Annotated in this window: 18 protein-coding genes; 11 read left to right on the top strand and 7 right to left on the bottom strand. The window is 53.6% G+C overall.

Translation table 11 applies throughout. The features are described from left to right. Positions 1 to 14 precede the first annotated feature (14 nt). Positions 15 to 500 (bottom strand): cupin domain-containing protein, encoded by a 486-nt coding sequence (locus ACTTK6_RS00820; protein ID WP_462832352.1) that lies wholly within the window; start codon positions 498 to 500, stop codon positions 15 to 17. Positions 501 to 618: 118 nt separating this feature from the next. Between ACTTK6_RS00820 and ACTTK6_RS00815 the strand changes: the two genes are divergently transcribed. Both ACTTK6_RS00815 and ACTTK6_RS00810 read left to right on the top strand, forming a co-directional pair. Next, entirely contained in the window at positions 619 to 1,875 is a 1,257-nt protein-coding gene (locus tag ACTTK6_RS00815; protein ID WP_462832351.1) for a cytochrome P450, read from the top strand. 18 nt (positions 1,876 to 1,893) lie between these two features. After that, a complete protein-coding gene (locus tag ACTTK6_RS00810) occupies positions 1,894 to 3,054 on the top strand; it encodes an alpha-hydroxy-acid oxidizing protein (RefSeq protein ID WP_462832350.1) in 1,161 nt (386 codons plus the stop codon). Between the two features lie 51 nt (positions 3,055 to 3,105). On the opposite strand, the gene ACTTK6_RS00805 is transcribed toward ACTTK6_RS00810, so the two are convergent. Then, positions 3,106 to 4,638, bottom strand: a complete 1,533-nt coding sequence (locus ACTTK6_RS00805; protein ID WP_462832349.1) for a DUF2254 domain-containing protein — start codon at positions 4,636 to 4,638, stop codon at positions 3,106 to 3,108. Between the two features lie 74 nt (positions 4,639 to 4,712). On the opposite strand from ACTTK6_RS00805, the gene ACTTK6_RS00800 reads away from it, so the two are divergent. The 4 genes from ACTTK6_RS00800 to ACTTK6_RS00785 all read left to right on the top strand — a co-directional run bounded on the left by ACTTK6_RS00800 (position 4,713) and on the right by ACTTK6_RS00785 (position 8,163). Beyond that, a complete protein-coding gene (locus tag ACTTK6_RS00800; protein ID WP_462832348.1) occupies positions 4,713 to 5,501 on the top strand; it encodes a carbon-nitrogen family hydrolase in 789 nt (262 codons plus the stop codon). A gap of 30 nt (positions 5,502 to 5,531) precedes the next feature. Continuing rightward, positions 5,532 to 6,221: a DUF2848 family protein gene (locus ACTTK6_RS00795; RefSeq protein ID WP_462832347.1), complete on the top strand. Its 690-nt coding sequence runs from the start codon at positions 5,532 to 5,534 to the stop codon at positions 6,219 to 6,221. A 22-nt stretch (positions 6,222 to 6,243) separates the two neighbouring features. Beyond that, complete coding sequence (locus tag ACTTK6_RS00790) at positions 6,244 to 7,461, top strand: NRAMP family divalent metal transporter (protein WP_462832346.1); 1,218 nt, start codon at positions 6,244 to 6,246, stop codon at positions 7,459 to 7,461. Positions 7,462 to 7,782: 321 nt separating this feature from the next. Continuing rightward, a complete protein-coding gene (locus ACTTK6_RS00785) occupies positions 7,783 to 8,163 on the top strand; it encodes a DUF488 domain-containing protein (RefSeq protein WP_158219023.1) in 381 nt (126 codons plus the stop codon). 13 nt (positions 8,164 to 8,176) lie between these two features. Here the strand turns inward: ACTTK6_RS00785 and ACTTK6_RS00780 are convergent, their stop codons facing one another. The 5 genes from ACTTK6_RS00780 to ACTTK6_RS00760 all read right to left on the bottom strand — a co-directional run bounded on the left by ACTTK6_RS00780 (position 8,177) and on the right by ACTTK6_RS00760 (position 12,094). Next, the gene (locus ACTTK6_RS00780; RefSeq protein ID WP_462832345.1) at positions 8,177 to 9,067 is read right to left on the bottom strand and encodes an alpha/beta hydrolase; all 891 of its coding nucleotides are present in this window, start codon (positions 9,065 to 9,067) and stop codon (positions 8,177 to 8,179) included. Positions 9,068 to 9,188: 121 nt separating this feature from the next. Further along, positions 9,189 to 9,659 (bottom strand): thioesterase family protein, encoded by a 471-nt coding sequence (locus tag ACTTK6_RS00775; RefSeq protein ID WP_462832344.1) that lies wholly within the window; start codon positions 9,657 to 9,659, stop codon positions 9,189 to 9,191. Further along, positions 9,649 to 10,620, bottom strand: coding sequence for a 3-hydroxyacyl-CoA dehydrogenase NAD-binding domain-containing protein (locus ACTTK6_RS00770; RefSeq protein ID WP_462832343.1), 972 nt, complete (start codon positions 10,618 to 10,620; stop codon positions 9,649 to 9,651). Before ACTTK6_RS00770 ends, ACTTK6_RS00775 begins: the two co-directional genes overlap by 11 nt. Positions 10,621 to 10,637: 17 nt before the next feature. Beyond that, complete coding sequence (locus ACTTK6_RS00765; RefSeq protein ID WP_079474841.1) at positions 10,638 to 11,519, bottom strand: beta-keto acid cleavage family enzyme; 882 nt, start codon at positions 11,517 to 11,519, stop codon at positions 10,638 to 10,640. Further along, complete coding sequence (locus tag ACTTK6_RS00760) at positions 11,519 to 12,094, bottom strand: GbsR/MarR family transcriptional regulator (protein WP_233133179.1); 576 nt, start codon at positions 12,092 to 12,094, stop codon at positions 11,519 to 11,521. Before ACTTK6_RS00760 ends, ACTTK6_RS00765 begins: the two co-directional genes overlap by 1 nt. Before the next feature lie 273 nt (positions 12,095 to 12,367). On the opposite strand from ACTTK6_RS00760, the gene ACTTK6_RS00755 reads away from it, so the two are divergent. From ACTTK6_RS00755 to ACTTK6_RS00735, 5 genes are all read left to right on the top strand, one after another. Next, a complete protein-coding gene (locus ACTTK6_RS00755) occupies positions 12,368 to 13,849 on the top strand; it encodes a BCCT family transporter (protein WP_094907585.1) in 1,482 nt (493 codons plus the stop codon). A 91-nt stretch (positions 13,850 to 13,940) separates the two neighbouring features. Then, complete coding sequence (locus ACTTK6_RS00750) at positions 13,941 to 14,780, top strand: YitT family protein (RefSeq protein ID WP_462832342.1); 840 nt, start codon at positions 13,941 to 13,943, stop codon at positions 14,778 to 14,780. A 12-nt stretch (positions 14,781 to 14,792) separates the two neighbouring features. Then, positions 14,793 to 15,248, top strand: coding sequence for a CocE/NonD family hydrolase (locus ACTTK6_RS00745; protein ID WP_462832341.1), 456 nt, complete (start codon positions 14,793 to 14,795; stop codon positions 15,246 to 15,248). Beyond that, a complete protein-coding gene (locus tag ACTTK6_RS00740) occupies positions 15,241 to 16,350 on the top strand; it encodes a CocE/NonD family hydrolase (protein ID WP_462832340.1) in 1,110 nt (369 codons plus the stop codon). The genes ACTTK6_RS00745 and ACTTK6_RS00740 overlap by 8 nt, the downstream gene beginning before the upstream one ends. Positions 16,351 to 16,423: 73 nt before the next feature. Beyond that, the gene (locus ACTTK6_RS00735) at positions 16,424 to 16,876 is read left to right on the top strand and encodes a universal stress protein (RefSeq protein ID WP_079474846.1); all 453 of its coding nucleotides are present in this window, start codon (positions 16,424 to 16,426) and stop codon (positions 16,874 to 16,876) included. Positions 16,877 to 17,086: the final 210 nt, after the last annotated feature.

Raw genomic sequence — 17,086 nt, 5'->3', positions numbered from 1 at the left:
CTTTTTGCATGGAATCACGTCAGCCGCTCAATTATTTCCTTATGTTCAGGGTAGGCCGCGGTGAGCTTGTCGCGAGCGGGCAGTTCGAAATCAGCAAACTCGAATCCAGGGACGACGACACAGCTGACCAAAGCGAACTGTTCGGGCTTGCGGACTTCGGCACCGAAAATGATGCCCTTTGGCACGAGGCCCTGAAGCACCTCGTCGTTGGCTGGATTCGGTCCAAGCGTCATTATTTCATGGCGGCCGCTCTCCGGGTGAATCATATGAACGTCGAGCGGAGTACCGGTATGAAAATACCACATTTCATCCGACTCCAGCCGGTGCAGCCGGGACGGTTCGCCGGAGCGGACGAGAAAATGAATGCTTGTGTACTGCGCGCGGGTCCTTCCATCAGCGGTAGTAATATTTTCCTCCGATTTCATCGTTTGCCGGAAAAAGCCGCCCTCCGGGTGCGGCTCCAGCCGCAGCTGCGTGATCCAATCTTCAGCGGTGGACATAAGCTGGCCTCCTTTAGAATATAATTCTTAGTATAATAAAAGGCTGCCGGTTTGAACACGCCGGATATTGGAAACATATAACTATAAATCTGAATTCCAATGGAGGGCGGCAATTATTATGCCAGAATCAAAGCAGATACCGCGTGAAGAAGGCATTGAGCATACGCTGGATTTTTTGAAGGAAGGGTATTTGTTTGTTTCGAACCGCAGCCACGGGTTTCAATCCAACATTTTTGAAACGAGGCTGCTTGGCGAGCCCGTGATCTGCATGCGCGGCGAAGAAGAAGGTCAGCTGTTTTACGATGAAAGCAAGTTCCGCCGTGACGGTGCAGCTCCGAAACGGATATTAAAAACGCTGTTCGGGGAAGGCGGCGTGCAGACGCTTGACGGCGAGACCCATAAACACCGGAAAGCAGCGTTTATGTCCCTGATGAGCGGGGATCGCCTGGAAGAGATGCGCCGGCTGGCCCGGGAGCGCTGGGAAGAAGCGCTCACACGCTGGGAACGGCGTGAGGAGATCGTATTGTATGACGAAGCGTTGAAGCTGCTGTTTAAGGCCGCCTGTGACTGGGCCGGGGTGCCGTTTCGCCAGAATGAGGCCAAGGAAAAGGCACAGATGATCCGGCTGATGATTGAGTCGACGTCCTCGATCGGCCCGAACCATTGGAAAGGACGAAGAGCCCGCACGCAGGCAGAGGAATGGATCAAGGAGCTTATTACGGATGTACGGGAAGGCAAGCTCCATCCGCGAGAGCAGACGGCGCTTTACGTATTTGCCTGGCACCGGGACCTGGACGGGGAGCTGCTGGATACGCATACGGCAGCGGTAGAAGTACTGAACATCGTCCGGCCGATTGTGGCAGTAGCGATCTATGTGGATTTCACCGCCCTTGCCGTACACCAGCACTCCTCCGCGCGGGAAAGGCTGGCTTCTAAGGACGAACAGGAGCTGAAAATGTTTGTGCAGGAGGTGCGTCGCTTTTACCCGTTTTTCCCATTTGTGCCTGCGCGGGTCCGGGACGGTTTTACCTGGAACGATTACACCTTTCCGAAAAACCGGCTCGTGCTGCTGGATTTGTATGGAACCAATCACCATCCGGACCTCTGGGACAATCCGGAGAAATTTGATCCAACCCGTTTTCAGGGCTGGAAGAAGAGCCCGTTCAGCTTTATTCCCCAGGGCGGCGGTGACTATGACTACGGCCACCGCTGTGCCGGGGAGTGGATTACGGTAGAAATTATGAAGGAGGGCCTCGATTACCTGGCCAACCGGATGACGTACGGAATCCCGGAGCAGGACGTAAGCTACAGCTTTAACGACATGCCGGCGCTTCCGCACAGTAAAATGATAATGAAGCACGTGACCCGGAAGTAAAAAGAAAGGGAGGATGCTATGGCCGGCTACGGCAACGATGTTCAGTTTAAAATGTACCATCCGGACACGAAAAAACAGGAGCTGCCCGTATCGTTTGAGGACTGGGAGCAGCAGGCGCGGGAACGACTTGCGGATGGCCCGTATCACTACATTGCCGACGGGGCCGGGAGCGGGAACACCGCCGGCGAAAACCGGCGGGCGCTCGACAACTGGCGGCTGCTGCCGCGGATGATGGTGGATACGGAGAACCGGGATTTGAGTATCCAGTTACTTGGGGAACACCTCCCGTTCCCGGTGCTGATGGCGCCGATTGGCGTACAGACGATAGCGCATGAAGAAGGAGAGCTCGCGGCCGCGCGGGCAGCAAAGCAGACCGGCGTGCCATATGTGGCGAGTACCGCCTCGTCGTTTACGATGGAGCGCATTGCAGAAGAGCTTGACGATGCGCCGAAATGGTTCCAGCTTTACTGGGGCAAGGACAAAGACGTAACGGCAAGCTTTCTGCAGCGGGCCGAGGAGGTCGGCTATACGGCGATTGTCGCAACGCTTGATACCCAGATGCTCAGCTGGCGGGAGAAGGACCTGGAAAACGGCTATCTGCCATTTTTGCAGGCGGAGGGCATTGCCAATTACCTGTCGGATCTGGCCTTCCGTGCGAAACTGGAACGGCCGCCCGAAGAGGATATAGCGGCCGCGGTGCAGCAGTTTGTGGAAATCTTTACGAATGCCGCCCTTTCCTGGGAGGATCTGGCCTTTTTGCGCCGGCAGACGAATCTGCCGATTATTCTAAAAGGTGTGCTGGACCCGGAGGACGTAAAAAAAGCCCTGGAATACGATATTAACGGATTAATCGTGTCCAACCACGGCGGCCGGCAGGTGGACGGGGCGGTAGCTGCGATTGATATGCTGCCCGAAATGGTGGAAGCAGCCGGTGGCCGGGTCCCGGTGCTGATGGATAGCGGCATCCGCCGCGGAGCGGATGTGATCAAAGCGCTGGCGCTCGGTGCCGAAGCGGTGCTGGTCGGCCGTCCATATATTTATGGCCTGGCCGTGGACGGGGAAAATGGTGCCTATGAAGTACTGCGGAACCTACTGGCTGATACCGATTTAACGATGGGACTGACCGGGCGTGCCCGTATGAAGGATATCGACCGGTCACTGGTCCGTCGGCAAAAATAAAAAGACAAACCAAACTCCCGGCAAGAGTTGTTGTCCGGGAGTTTTTTCTGTTTATGAGCCTCTTTTCTCACCGTACGAGGCGGGGAGCGTTCCTTCTTCAATAAATTCCTGCACAAGTTTTTGGAACGTCTTCGGGTCGCGGGCCTCCACCGAAAGCGTGTGCAGATGGGTATAAAAGGAGCGCTGCTCAAATTCATAGGCGAATTTTTCTGCGAACGACTGGGCGACGACCTGGCCGTAATGCCAGCAGATCGACTTTTTATCCTCTGGCAGCGAACGGGCAAGAAGCACAAGTGTCTCAAGCAGCATGTTGGTGAGAACGGGGTCGTTTTTCACATACACACTGATGTGGCCGAACGCGGTGTACAGATAATCGGAAAAATACTCCTGCTTCATGACGACACGCAGCGTATTTTCCCCGTCAGATAGATACGGTGTAAAGGAGGTGATTTTAGCGATGGAAAGAAGCAGGTCAATCAGCTGGTACAGCGTATCCTTGAGCGTGCCGGGCTCGTCGTTTGCGACCGCCTTCACGGCGATGTCCTTCAGCTTCTGCACGCCGAAGCTGAGATCTTGGATTTCGTTCTGGCGGTCGCCGAGAAACAGCATGCGCCGGTATTTCTGCTCATCTACTTGATCCACTGAAGTCTCCTCGGTCGTCCAGTAGGAAAAGAGCGTCAGGTCGGGAAGCAGAAAATCACCGATGTGGCAGTGAAGCTGGAGCACGATGCCATCCTTCTGCGCTTCCTGGATCAGCTTACCAAAATCAATAATCTGCAGGTACCCGGACGTTTCGCAGGCCACCTTGTGCGCTCTATCCTGCTCCTTTTGCGGAAGGTAGGAGAGACGGAGGTGATTCGGGTTGTCGGCCCGGTACTTTTCGAGATCATAATGGAGCGTATTTAAAATCCGCTCTTCGGACTGTTTTTTCATATCCGTCGTAATGCTCGGGGCCTGCATCCATTTGGTGGCGTGGTTAATAAAAAGAATAAAATTCAGCACCGAAAGCGCAGTCATAAGTATACCGGCAATCGGAAAGATCGTATACTGGCTGATCGATGAATCCAAAAAGAAAAATACGATCAGCAGGTAGAAAAAACATAGATTAAAAATGCCGATGGCGTGCTGGGTGCGGCGGTTGGAAATAAAGTTAATCAGCACCCGGGGTGTGAACTGGTTCGACATATTCGTAAGTACCATCAGCATGGAGTTGAATGTGAACGCGTTAAGGGTTAACACCCCGGAAAGCATCGTGCTGTACATCGTCTGCGTAAGCGAATATTCGGTCGTAAACGCTGAAAGCAATGTCCAGCCGGGCCGGAGGCTGAATTCGATCCAGAAGGAAACAATCGACAGAAGGGAAGCAATAATAATATAAATCGCCGGCAGCACCCAAAGGCTGGCGCGCGTTTCATGCCAGCGCTGGCGGGAAGACATGCTGAGCAGTCGCTTGACGGGCGCCGGCATCATGCGAAACAGCATATGCAGCATCGTTTCACCTGCTTTCTTATCAAGGATTTGGAGTGTCTCTGCTACAGTTAAGCATAAACGTTTGCGGCGGGAAATGAAATGAGTGCCAGGCAATCGATGCTGTTTCTCCTGTGCCGCCGGGTGGTATATTGGAACAAACAGGATGCATAAGCGTGAGGAGGAAAACGATGAATATTGCCGTTTATCAAATGGATATTATCGCCGGAGATCCGGAAGCAAACCGGAAAAAAGTACGCCGGTGGCTCGGGGAGCAGGAGATCGGCGAGGTGGATGTAGTGATGCTTCCGGAAATGTGGACAACAGCGTATACGCTGCCGGAGCTCGGGGAGATCGCAGAAGATCCTGGGGACAGTGAAACGATCCGCTTTTTACAGGAGGCGGCGAAGCGCCATCACGTGCACATCATGGGAGGGTCCATCGCGGTCAAAAGAAACGGCCGGGTGTATAACCGGGCGCTTGTCATAGATAACACGGGAGCGCTTGTGTATGAATATGACAAAATGCACCTCGTGCCGATGCTGAACGAGCCTGCGTATTTAAGCGGCGGACGTGAGCCGGTGAAGATCTTTGAACTCGGCGGGATCAAAATGGGAGTCGTGATCTGCTACGACCTCCGTTTTCCGGAGATCATCCGGAGCCTCGCCCTGCAGGGATGCGAGCTGCTGTTTATCCCGGCAGAATGGCCGGACAGTCGCCGGAATCACTGGGACGTGCTGAGTATAGCGCGGGCGGTGGAAAATCAGATGTATGTCGTCACATGCAACCGCCCGGGTGAATATGACAACATCACGTTCGCCGGATCCTCGGCATTTATTGATCCGTGGGGCAACGTGCTGCAGAAGGGAAGCGTGGAGCACGAGGAAACGCTCCGGGAAATCCTGGACTTGTCCAATGTCGCTGACGTTCGTAAAAATGTACCTGTTTTCGACAGCCGGGTACCGGATTTGTACGAATAACGATAGTTATAGAAAGGAGCGGAACGGTCTATGAAAAATCATCTGACGTTACGCGAACAGCCCTCGGGAAAAGAGATCGGCGTGGATGTGAACCGGGTGTTTAATGCCGGGTACGCCGGGAGCGATCAGGAAAAGGTACAGGAGCATATCGATGAACTCGCCAAGCTTGGGGTGCCGACGCCCCAAACGACGCCGACGCTATATCCAATCGCCAACAACAACCCAACCACAGACGGCACGATCCAAGTTCAGCACGAAGAAACAAGTGGGGAAATCGAGTACGTACTAATCTGGGCAGAAGGCGAGCTGTACGTCACCGTAGGGAGTGACCACACGGACCGCAGGCTGGAAACGTTCAGTGTGCCGATGTCCAAGCAGGCGTATCCCAACATTATTGCCAGCGACATCTGGAAGTACTCCGATGTGAAAGATCACTGGGACCAGATTACCTTTGCCTGCTGGGCGTCCTCGGGAGACGAAAAAGAGCTTTATCAGCAGGGGAAGGTGACCGATTTAATGACGCCGGAGGAGTGGGCCCCGCAGTTTGAAGCAATGCAGGTACACACAGAGGGGAATTTCTTTTTTTCAGCGACGATCAACACAGTAGCTAAATCGCTGGCGTTTGCCGATTATTATGAATTTGAACTGCACGACCCGGTCCGGAATCAGACGATTCGCCATGCGTATAGAGTAGAACAGCTGCAGCAGCCGGTCGAATGATAGAAGAAAGGCGGCGGTGAACATGGAGCAGAACCGGAGCGATCTTGTGAACAAAGGTATACAGCGGCGGGTGCTGTGGGGAGCCATTTTCTTAATGGCCACCTCTTCCATCGGCCCGGCATTCCTGACGCAGACGACCCAATTCACTTCCCAGTTTCTGGCGAGCTTTGCCTTTGCCATTTTAGCATCGATTATTATTGATATAGGAGCCCAGTTAAATATCTGGCGGGTGCTGGTGGTCTCGGGCAAGCGGGGGCAGGACGTAGCCAACATGGTGTTTCCGGGACTGGGCTTTCTGGTTGCGGCACTCATCGTACTCGGCGGCATTGCCTTTAACATTGGCAATGTGGCGGGGGCAGGCCTTGGCATTAACGTGCTGTTTGGCATTTCTCCGAAGATGGGGGCGGTAATCACCGGGATCCTGGCGATTATTATTTTTACTGTAAAAAGTGCGGAAAAAGTCATTGATATTCTAATACCGATTTTAGGCGTCGTAATGATTGTCATGGTAGGCTACGTTATGATCACGACGAACCCGCCGGTGGGGGAAGCTGTGGTCCGGAGCGTGTTCCCTGAGGATTATGCGGCACTGGTGCTTCCGGTCGTGACGCTGGTCGGTGGAACCGTGGGCGGCTATATTACCTTTGCCGGTGCACACCGGCTGATCGACCGGGGGTTCGAGGGGAAGGAGGCCCTGCCGCTTGTGACAAAGGCCGCGAACTTCGGAATACTGACGACCGGCGTAATGAGAGTCCTATTATTTCTTGCCGTGCTGGGCGTGGTGTCTGCAGGGTATACGCTTGATGAAGGAAATCCGGCGGCCTCCGTATTCCAGATCGCTCTCGGTAATGTAGGATATAAAATTTTTGGTGTCGTGCTCTGGTCGGCTGCAATCAGCTCGGTGATCGGTTCGGCGTATACGAGCGTTTCATTTATCCGTTCCTTTCACCCGCAGCTTGAAAAATACTATAAATGGCTGATCGTCGGCTTTATTGCTTTTTCCACGATTGTCTTCGCTATTGTCGGCGAACCAGTCACGCTATTGATTGTTGCGGGTGCTTTAAACGGGTTAATCCTTCCACTGACTCTTGGCTCGGTGCTTATTGCATCCAGGAAAAAATCTATCGTTGGAGACTACAGGCACCCGGCCTGGATGCTCATTTTCGGAATTGTCGCAGTGCTAGTGACGCTTGTCGCAGGGTTTCTATCGCTGCAGGGAATTGCGGATCTATGGCAGTAGAATGCTAAAAGGCAGCACGCTGCAGGCTGGGGCCGGAGGAGCTTGAATAGCTTCGCCCGCCTGTAGTATAATTTATCCAACAATAATGGTTTGTGCGCGAACAAGGACCGAAAGCAGCAGTGCTTGACTCTTCAAAGGGGTCGGCCTAGAGGAAAATAAACCACATGAGCCGGGTAAACTCAAAGGTGGTTTATTTTTTATGTTTAAAATCGTCGGCTAATTTGAATAAGGTTTTTTTTCTTTTACACGTTTGTCCTTCTTCTGGGAAAGGAAAGAGCCGGGAAGAGAGAATCCATATTATATAGAAGAAGGATGATATCAATGCCAATATACTGCAAGCGACTTCATAAGAAAGCAGATACGGACGACGGCTACCGGATTTTCGTCGAGAAGGAATGGCCGAACGAAGTGGAAGAAGTGCGCGCCGATATTCATGAATGGGTAGACGGCGTTGCGCCGTCAAAGGAGCTGCAGAAGGCGCTTGATGAGGAGCCGAAAAAGTTCGACAGCTTCAAGGAAGCGTACAAGGCAGAGCTTGAGCAGGATGAGCTCAAACGCGAAGAATTGCAGCGCCTGAAAGAAATTGTGCGGATGCAGGACAAGGACGTGACGCTCGTATTCTCGTCAGAAGACGTGAAACGAAATCACGCCTGGGTGCTGAAGGAGATTCTCGACCAGCAGCCGGCTCACCCGAAAGAATAATATAAAAACCCGCCTATAAGAGGCGGGCCTGAAGCGTGGAAACGACAAGTTCCCACGCTTTTTTTGCGGTGCTTTTTCGGCCAACATGGGTGAATGCATGAATCGTATTCGGAAACATGCGGTACTCCACCGGTACGCCCTCCCGTTTCAGGCGTCCCGCGTACCGGAATGCTTCCTGGGCGAGGGAATCGTGTTCGGGAGTGAACACAAGTGTCGGCGGCAGCCCGGCGAGCGATTCAGCACGAAGCGGGGAAATATACGGATGAGCGGCGCTCTGGCTCGTTTCCAGGTAGCTGGCTGTAAATAAATCCGCCACGAAGATCGGAATGGCTCCGGGAAATACCGGTTTTTCCCGCGGGTCGGTCGCAAGGTCAAGAATCGGGGAGTCCAGAATTTGAGCAGCCGGCATCGGCGCCCCGGTGTCGCGCAAAAGCAGCAGCGTCGCGGCAGCGATGTTGCCGCCGGCACTGTGCCCGCCAAGCGCAAAGCGTTCCATATTCAGTCCGAGCCAATCTTCGTGAACGTGCAGCCAGGCGAGCACATCCCGTACTTCAAAAATCGAAAACGGAAATCGGCTGCGCGGAGCCAGGTGATAATCAATATTTACCACCACGCAGGGCGTAAGCTCGGCGACGTGCCGGCCCCAGCCTTCGTCATCAGCGTAGCTGCCCATGAAAAAGCCGCCGCCGTGCAGGTTCACAAATACTGGAAGGGCTGTCCCGCCGGCCTTTTCGGGGTAATAAATGTGTACGGGCGTCGCGCCGGCAGCCGTTTCTACGATATAAGAATCCGTGCGCACCGTATTCGCGGACGGCGGTGTAATGTGGGTCGGTGAATAGCGGCGCAGCCGTATTTGAAACGCGCGCAACAGGGACGTATACAGATAGGTTTTCCATACAGGCATAGGCGCCACTCCTTTCTTCCTTCTACGTCCCTATTCCTGCCAATGCCTGTTGTTAAGCTGAAAATTGCTCAGTTGAAAAAATCAGCCGGTGTTCTTCTGAAGAGTGCCGGCTGATGCCTTGTTATTTTCGTTTGATTCCAATCGAGCGGCCGGCTTTGTCCGGCCAGTTTTCCGGAGAAAGAACCGGAACACGGGCAAAGCCCCGCTGAAGCGCTTCGGAAAATGGGGCGGGGCGTCCGGCGGCCTGATCCATTCCCATAACCATCTGTTCGCTTGTAGCGATGGTCTCGTTCTGGTCGTTCAGCATTTCGAACCACAGGTGCAGCCGCTTGGCATCCTGGTCGAGGATCACCGCTGACACGGCGAGCAGCTGGTCCTGGCGGGCTTCTGCCAGATACATTAGGTGCGTTTCGAGGGTGAATACAGTGTACTGCTCCTGCTCGATAAAGCGGGCGGTCAGCCCTGCCTCTTCAAGCATGGCATCCAGCGCACGGCTAAAAGCAAGAGCGTAAGCCGCATCATTCATGTGCCCGTTGTAGTCCACCCATTCCTGTTCCACGTGCCCGTTCCATACGGTATGATTATTTGTCATGGTTCTCTACCTTTTCTGCCGGCCAGTAGCTGCCTTCGTGCAGCAGATTCATCAGCTTTAAAAGAAACTCATCGCGGCGCTCTTCAAGCTCAGCAACGCTTTTGTCCCCAGACTGCTCCTTTGTTCCTTCGATAACTTTTTCGCTCAGCCCGGGGGTGAGCTCCGGTGCTTCAAGCTTGGTCCACGGCGCTTTCAGAGCCGGGCCGAACTGCTCGAGCATGTGGGCCATTCCCTTGTCGCCGCCGGCCAGGTGGAAGGTCAAAAAAGGTCCCATGAGCGCCCAGCGGAGACCGGCGCCGTAGACGATCGCTTTGTCGACTTCTTCGGTGGTAGCGTGGCCGTCGTTCACAATATGAAGGGCTTCCCGCCAGAGGGCTTCCATTAGGCGGTCGGCAATATGGCCGTCCACTTCGCCCTTCATAACGAGAGGCTTCATGCCGGCAAGTTCATATATCGCCTGCGCGCGCTCCATTTCGGCACTCGTTGTCTGCTCGCCACCGGAGAGCTCCACAAGCGGAAGCAGGTAAACGGGGTGAAACGGGTGGGCCACGATAACGCGCTCCGGATGGCGGATGCAATCAGACTGAAGCGTCGTCGGCTTATAGCCCGACGTGCTCGAAGCGATAATGCTTTCGGCCGGCGCGTGTTCATCAATCTGGGCGAGCACGTTTCGTTTGATGTCTTCACGCTCCGGCACGTTTTCCTGCACAAGGGCAGCATCCGAGACAGCATCTTTGATGTCTGTCGTAAAGGCAAGCTTATCGATGGAAGCATCGCTATGCATGCCGTTTTCCTTCAGCTTTGGCCATAGCGACGCGACGGTGCTTCGGGTTTTTTCTTCGGCGCCGTCCGCCGGGTCACAGGCGGTAACGTGAAAGCCATGCGCGAGGAAACGGGCGATCCAGCCATTTCCGATCACGCCGGTTCCGATGACGGCAATAGTAGTTGTTGTGGGATTCATGAGGTCCTCCTAAAAATTTAAGATTGTTTCGTCAGGCCGAGCGTCTCGCGTGCTTCCTGCGGTGTCATTGGTTCAACGTTCAGCGTCTGCAGCAGCTGCACGGCTTTGTCGACGAGCTGGGCGTTCGTGCCGAGAACGCCTTTTTCAAGATACAAATTGTCCTCGAGGCCAACGCGGACGTTGCCGCCAAGAAGGGCTGCCTGGGCGACCATCGGAATCTGCATGCGGCCGATGCCAAACGCTGACCAGTTGGCGCCCTCCGGCAGGTGATGCCTCATGTGAAGCATCGTTTCCGCATCTGCTTCTGCGCCCCATGGAATGCCGAGGCAGAACTGATAGAGCGGATCGCCGTCCACGAGGCCTTCGCGGACGAGCTGGTTGGCAAAGCGCACGTGGCCGGTATCAAAGCACTCCATTTCCGCCTTCACACCGCTCTGCTGAATCAGCGATGCCTGCTCACGCAGCCAGCCGGCCGGGCCGAGATACACCTGGTCGCCAAAGTTCAGGCTGCCGCAGTCGAGCGTACATATTTCCGGAAGGAGTTTTCCCACCGGGAGATGGCGCTCCTCCGGCGTCTGCACGAACGTGCCTTCGCCGCCGGCAGCCGGGTGCTTCTGGTCAGGAACAAAGTCGCCGCCGCCTCCGGCTGTGAGATTCAGCACCACGTCGGTTTCGCTTTCACGGACGCGTTCCACGACCTCCTGGAAGAGGGCGGGGTCAAAGCTGTACGCGCCTGTTTTTGGGTCGCGCACGTGAATGTGGGCGACTGCGGCTCCCGCTTTGGCCGCTTCGATGGCGTCACGGGCGATAGCTTCCGGCGTGACCGGAACGTGCTGGCTTTTATCTGTCGTTTCTCCGGCGCCGGTGACGGCGCTTGTAACAATTGTTTTCTGACCCATTAGGTATCTTCTCCTTTATCGCTTCTCTCTATTGGAACAGCGCTAAAAATATCTCCGCTTTCGAAAAATTCCACGAGGCGGCTGATCCAGTTATAGTAAGCAACCCATTCGTCGAGCTCTTTGCGGAGCTCGGCAATTTTCTGGTCCACCTCAACTGACCCATCGCTCGCAGCAGCGACTTCGTCGATTTCGCGCTGCAGCTTGTTGGCAAACTGGCGGTTTTTGCTGATCACTTCCCGCCAGTTTGTCGTAAACAGGGACACAAACGTCTGCACATAATCGTTTTCCACATTGTAATGCTCTTTACGGCTGCCTTTAACATGTTCTTTTTCCGCAATGTTCAATGAAATCATCTGGCGCATCACCTGGCTCATCCGGGTCTTGCTCATTCCGGTGGCCTCGGCCAGATCATCCAGCGTCATCGGCTCACGGTTCATGTAAATAATGCCGAGCAGCCGGCCGACTGTCGATGACACGCCGAATGTATTCATATTGTCGGAAATACGGTCGGCAATCTGCCGTTCGGTTTCATTCAATTGTTCAAGCAGCTGTTTTTTATCCCGTGAGGCACTCATGGCGCTCCCCCTTTATCAAGCGTTCTCTGTTTTCCATGCGTCTAACTGTATCATGTTTCAAAATAAAGACAAAAAAGCAGGTTGGGGTCACTGAGAGCGAAAAAGAAAGGAAACATAAGATAATGAATCATAAACTCTGTGCAATAAAAATTGCATAGATTTTAAGTTGATTTTTGCGGGCTTACGCGTTTTTTCTTTTCAGAAGGCTTTCTCTATAATGAAGAACGTTGTGAACGAGTGCAGCGGCAAGACTATGGAGGAGGTTCATACATAATGAAAAAAATGACAACTGTTTTAAAAGTGTCGATTGTTCTTATCTTATTATTCTTAGCATTTGGCGTATTTTTTACATCGCAGCTTGAAGCAGCAATGACTGCTGCCCAGGCATTTGTATTTGCGCATTTTGGCTGGTATTTTCAGATTTTAGTGACGCTTCTGTTAATTTTTGCGGTCTATCTCGGATTCAGTAAATATGGAAACGTGAGGCTGGGGAAGCCGGACGAAAAGCCGGAATTTAACCGGCTCACCTGGTTTACGATGCTGTTTTCCGCAGGTATTGGGATTGGGCTTTTGTTTTACGGCGTGTCCGAGCCGATCGGGCACTTTTCGAGTCCGCCAAACGGCGAGGGCGGTGCGGAAAGTGATGCCATTCGCGGCGTTTCCTCGACCTGGCTTCACTGGGGACTGCACGCCTGGGCTATCTATGCGCTGGTGGCACTGGCGCTTGCCCTTCAGCAGTTCCGCTATCAGGCGCCGGGGCTGATGAGCACCACGCTCCGGCCGGTGCTCGGGAAATATGCGTACGGACCGGTTGCCAATGTCGTTGACACTATTGCCGTATTCGCTACATTGTTCGGGGTCGCCGCTTCGCTTGGGCTCGGGTCCCAGCAGATTAACGCCGGCCTGCAGTTTATTTTCGGCGTGCCGTACAATCTCGGCGTGCAGTTCATTATTATGACGATTGTGACGATTATTTTCGTGACGTCAGCAAGCACAGGAATTCAGCGAGGCATCAAGTATTTAAGTAACATCAACCTGAGCCTGACCGGCATCCTGCTGTTGTTTATGCTGATCGCCGGACCAACACTCTTTTTAATTAATATGTTTGCTTCCGGCCTGTCGGATTACGTGCAGAACTTCCTCGGATGGGGACTGCGCATGGATCCAATTGATGAGCAGGAAGCATCCTGGACCCAGAACTGGACCGTCTTCTACTGGGCCTGGTGGATTTCATGGACACCGTTTGTCGGAATGTTTGTGGCCCGGATCTCGAGAGGCCGGACAATTCGTGAATTTATGGCGGGCGTGCTGCTCGTCCCGTCGATCGTTTCGTTTTTCTGGTTCAGCACACTCGGCGGAAGCGCAATTTTTCTCGAGCTGTTCGAAGGACGCGAGGTATCATCACAGTCGCTTGAGACGGCACTGTTTTACGTGCTTGAAACGTATCCGCTCGGGGGCGTTATGTCCGTGTTTGCCATTATAGTGGTGACGATTTTCTTTGTGACGACCGCGGACTCTGCGACATTTGTACTCGGAATGCAGACAACCGGGGGCAGCCTGAACCCGCCAGTGTCGATCAAAATTATGTGGGGCATTTTCTTCGTTTCGGTAACTGCAATTCTGTTGGTAGTTGGAGGCTTGAGCGCTTTCCAGACTGCGATTGTGGTCAGCGCGCTGCCGCTGTCAGTCATTGTTATTTTAATGTGCATTGGCATTGTCAAGACGTTAAACCTCGACCAGAAACGCGGAAAATAAGCGCGGGCAGGAACGCAGGCTGCGTTCCTGCTCTTTTTTGCGTTATAATATAGTTTTGTCTGAAAATATATATGTGGGGGGAAAAGAACGTATGAAAAATATAATGTACATTATTATCGGCACGCTGCTGTTTGCGCTCGCAGTGACACAGCTTGCGATGCCAAACTCTATTGCCGAAGGCGGCATTGTCGGGATGTCTCTGTTGATCTATTACGGGATCGGCATTTCACCCAGTATTTCTACACCGATCATTTTTATTCTGCTGCTCGGCGTCGGAATTCGTTATCTGCCGCGCCATATGGTGTATAAAACCATTTTTAACGTGGCGTTATTTTCGGTGTTCATCTGGGTTTTTGAAGGGGCGTACGCGCGTCCAATGGAGGATCCGCTGCTTGCTGCTATTTTCGCCGGGGCGATTACCGGTGTCGGCTTTGGTTTTATCTATCAGGCCGGGAGCTCCGTCGGAGGGACGTCCATCATCGCCCGCGCCTTTAACCAGCAGCTCGGCTGGGACCTCACCGGCATGACGCTCGTGCTTGATGCGCTCGTTGTTATCGCGGGCATTTTTATTATCGGGCCGGTGTCCACCATGTATACCTTGATCACTCTTTATATTGGAAAGGTCGTGACCGACTTTGTGCTCGGCGGCTTTGATTCCAAAAAAGCGCTTAACGTAGTATCACCGTACTCCGAGCAGATATCAGAGCGTATTACAAAGGAACTGGCTTCAAGTGCGACCGTTTTTGACGGCCGGGGGGAATATATGAAGGAGCAGCGCCGAGTGCTGTATATTGTTATTCACTCGCACCGCCTGCTGCGTTTGAAACGGGTTATTAAAGAAGTGGATCCGAATGCGTTTATTGTTGTCCACAACGTCAAAGACGTCTCAGGCGGCACGTTCTCGATTGGCCATGAGGAAGTGCGCTCGTAAAGGAGGAAGGCTATGCGGATCGAAGAACAGGTGGAAAGCCGGATGCGTGACGGTACCGTGCTGCGAACGGATGTGTACCGTCCTGATAAAACCGGGAGCTGGCCGGCACTGCTGCTCCGGCTGCCGTACGATAAGTCGAGCCGGCATTGCCGGGAAACGTTTGTTGATGTCTGGCGCCTGACCGCCGCTGGTTATGTCGTTGTGATCCAGGACGTGCGCGGCCGGTTTGCCTCTGGCGGGGTATTTTATCCATTTATATATGAAGCTGCAGACGGCTATGACGCTGTAGAATGGGCGGCTCGTCTTCCGGAAGTGAACGGGAAAGTCGGCATGATTGGCATGTCGTATCACGGCTTTACCCAGGTGGCTGCAGCCGCTGAACAGCCGCCATCGCTGCAGGCAATTGCGCCGATGATGGCGTTTGCGGACGGGCTGGATCACCATGCGGGGCGGTCGGGGCGTGTTTGAGCTCGGCAAATGGCAGACGTGGGTCGCTGAATCAATGCTTCCGGATCACCTGGAGCGGGCGCAAGGAACTGAGGGTCTGGCACGCATCAGCCACTATCTTGAGCATTTGCCGTATTGGCTTGGAAAAGGGGATCCGCTTGTGTGGCCTCCAATCACCACTGCTGGCATGCCGGCGTACTACTCGGATTTTCTGCTTGGCAGTGTTTCTGAAGCCACCAGACAGCGGATGCAGATAAAACCGGAGCGGATTAAAGTGCCGGCGCTGTTTCTGGCTGGGTGGTACGACTGCTTCCTGGAGGAAACGATCGATTTATATCAAAGCACGGCCGGCCCGGCAGAACTCTGGATCGGTCCCTGGACGCATGAGGATCAGAGCGGCCGGGCGGGGGACGTGTTTTTCCCGGATGCCCGGATCGACCGGACCGCGTTATTTCTTCAGTGGTTTGACCGCTGGCTGAAGGGGAAAAAGGCCGCACCCGACACTCCCGTGCACTACTATGTGATGCACGCCGGCGAATGGCGGGGCAGCTGGGAAATACCCCGCGGACAGACAGAGGCAGTGTTTTACCTGTGCCAGGACGACCGGTTGGCTGTGGAAGCGCCGGGGCAGGCTTATGGGCACCGATTGGAACATGATCCGAAGCATCCCGTGCCGACACACGGCGGAAGTATTTTAATGAGCGGGTTTCCAGCGGGAAGCTTTGACCAGCAGCATCTACAAAAGCGAAGCGACGTGCTGGTTTATACGAGCGGTCCGCTGGCTGAAAACTGGAAAGTGTCCGGTAACGTGCAGGCGTGCCTGCAGGTGAATGCGAGCCGCCCACGGCTCCCGGTTGGCCTTCGGGTGAGCGAGGTAAAACCTGACGGGACCTCCTGGAATGTAGTGGACACCGTGCAGGCCCAGCCGCATGCAGACGGGGAGCTGTCCATTAATATTGGCAGAACAGCGTATCGTTTTTCAGCGGGAAACCGCCTGCGCCTGGAAATATATTTAAGCAGTTTTCCGCGTATTCAAAGTGGTGCCACCCCTGCGTGGACAGAGGTGCGCAGTGCTTCGCAGTTAAGAATAACTGCTGAGAATTCTCCCCGTTTTTACAATTAATGCATAGATTTACGGGTGGATGGGAATAAGCATAACACGCATTCCATATACTTAATAAGGAGGCGTGTAAATAATGGAACTATACAAAAACATTCTAATCGGCGTACATCCAACGGCAGGCGTGCCGGAGCATGTAGTGCACAGAGGCTGTGCTTTAGCTGAGCTCCACGGGGCAGATCTACACCTGGCTGCGATGGTGGAGGAAAAAGGCTACGGCCCGTTTGCCCGCTATGAACCAGACGTGTTGAAAAAAGCAGAGGATGAAGCAACCGAAACGCTGCAGGAAGTTAAACGGAAAGCAGAATCCCAGACGCACGGGAAACTCAATGCAAAGCTGATTGTCGAGCACGGGGCACCGACGCAGACCCTCATGCAGAAGGTGGTGCCGGACTACCAGATTGATCTGGTGCTGCTTCCGCAGACGAGCAAAAACAAGATGGACCGCACGCTGATGGGAAGCTTCTCGGAGGCCGTCATCCGTTCGGCTAACTGCGATATATTGATCGTAGACAGCAAAGGAGAATAGCCTGGGCCGGAAGCAAAGTGCTTCCGGTTTTTTTACAGGTTAATTTATACCTACTTGCATACTGCTTTCTTGAAAAAAGCAGAATTGCCGTAACAGAAACAAAAAGCTTTTGTAATAGAAGAAAAGCATGTCGCTGTTCATGATGACAAAGAAGATTTACGGGATTCATTTGTAAGGCGCGAGTCACAGGGTATAAATATATTAAGTAAA

Source organism: Marinococcus salis, from assembly GCF_054971365.1.
Note: the sequence above shows the minus strand (reverse complement) of the source record. Positions and strands in the feature narration are given on the sequence as shown.

Excerpts from the sequence above, each read along its gene's own strand:
- ACTTK6_RS00735 (WP_079474846.1), top strand. The coding sequence starts at position 16,424 with ATGGAACTATACAAAAACATTCTAATCGGCGTACATCCAACGGCAGGC.
- ACTTK6_RS00795 (WP_462832347.1), top strand. The coding sequence starts at position 5,532 with ATGAAAAATCATCTGACGTTACGCGAACAGCCCTCGGGAAAAGAGATC.
- ACTTK6_RS00745 (WP_462832341.1), top strand. The coding sequence starts at position 14,793 with ATGCGGATCGAAGAACAGGTGGAAAGCCGGATGCGTGACGGTACCGTG.
- ACTTK6_RS00775 (WP_462832344.1), bottom strand. The coding sequence starts at position 9,659 with ATGACAAATAATCATACCGTATGGAACGGGCACGTGGAACAGGAATGG.
- ACTTK6_RS00815 (WP_462832351.1), top strand. The coding sequence starts at position 619 with ATGCCAGAATCAAAGCAGATACCGCGTGAAGAAGGCATTGAGCATACG.
- ACTTK6_RS00755 (WP_094907585.1), top strand. The coding sequence starts at position 12,368 with ATGAAAAAAATGACAACTGTTTTAAAAGTGTCGATTGTTCTTATCTTA.
- ACTTK6_RS00785 (WP_158219023.1), top strand. The coding sequence starts at position 7,783 with ATGCCAATATACTGCAAGCGACTTCATAAGAAAGCAGATACGGACGAC.
- ACTTK6_RS00765 (WP_079474841.1), bottom strand. The coding sequence starts at position 11,519 with ATGGGTCAGAAAACAATTGTTACAAGCGCCGTCACCGGCGCCGGAGAA.
- ACTTK6_RS00790 (WP_462832346.1), top strand. The coding sequence starts at position 6,244 with ATGGAGCAGAACCGGAGCGATCTTGTGAACAAAGGTATACAGCGGCGG.
- ACTTK6_RS00800 (WP_462832348.1), top strand. The coding sequence starts at position 4,713 with ATGAATATTGCCGTTTATCAAATGGATATTATCGCCGGAGATCCGGAA.
- ACTTK6_RS00750 (WP_462832342.1), top strand. The coding sequence starts at position 13,941 with ATGAAAAATATAATGTACATTATTATCGGCACGCTGCTGTTTGCGCTC.
- ACTTK6_RS00810 (WP_462832350.1), top strand. The coding sequence starts at position 1,894 with ATGGCCGGCTACGGCAACGATGTTCAGTTTAAAATGTACCATCCGGAC.
- ACTTK6_RS00770 (WP_462832343.1), bottom strand. The coding sequence starts at position 10,620 with ATGAATCCCACAACAACTACTATTGCCGTCATCGGAACCGGCGTGATC.
- ACTTK6_RS00760 (WP_233133179.1), bottom strand. The coding sequence starts at position 12,094 with ATGAGTGCCTCACGGGATAAAAAACAGCTGCTTGAACAATTGAATGAA.
- ACTTK6_RS00780 (WP_462832345.1), bottom strand. The coding sequence starts at position 9,067 with ATGCCTGTATGGAAAACCTATCTGTATACGTCCCTGTTGCGCGCGTTT.
- ACTTK6_RS00820 (WP_462832352.1), bottom strand. The coding sequence starts at position 500 with ATGTCCACCGCTGAAGATTGGATCACGCAGCTGCGGCTGGAGCCGCAC.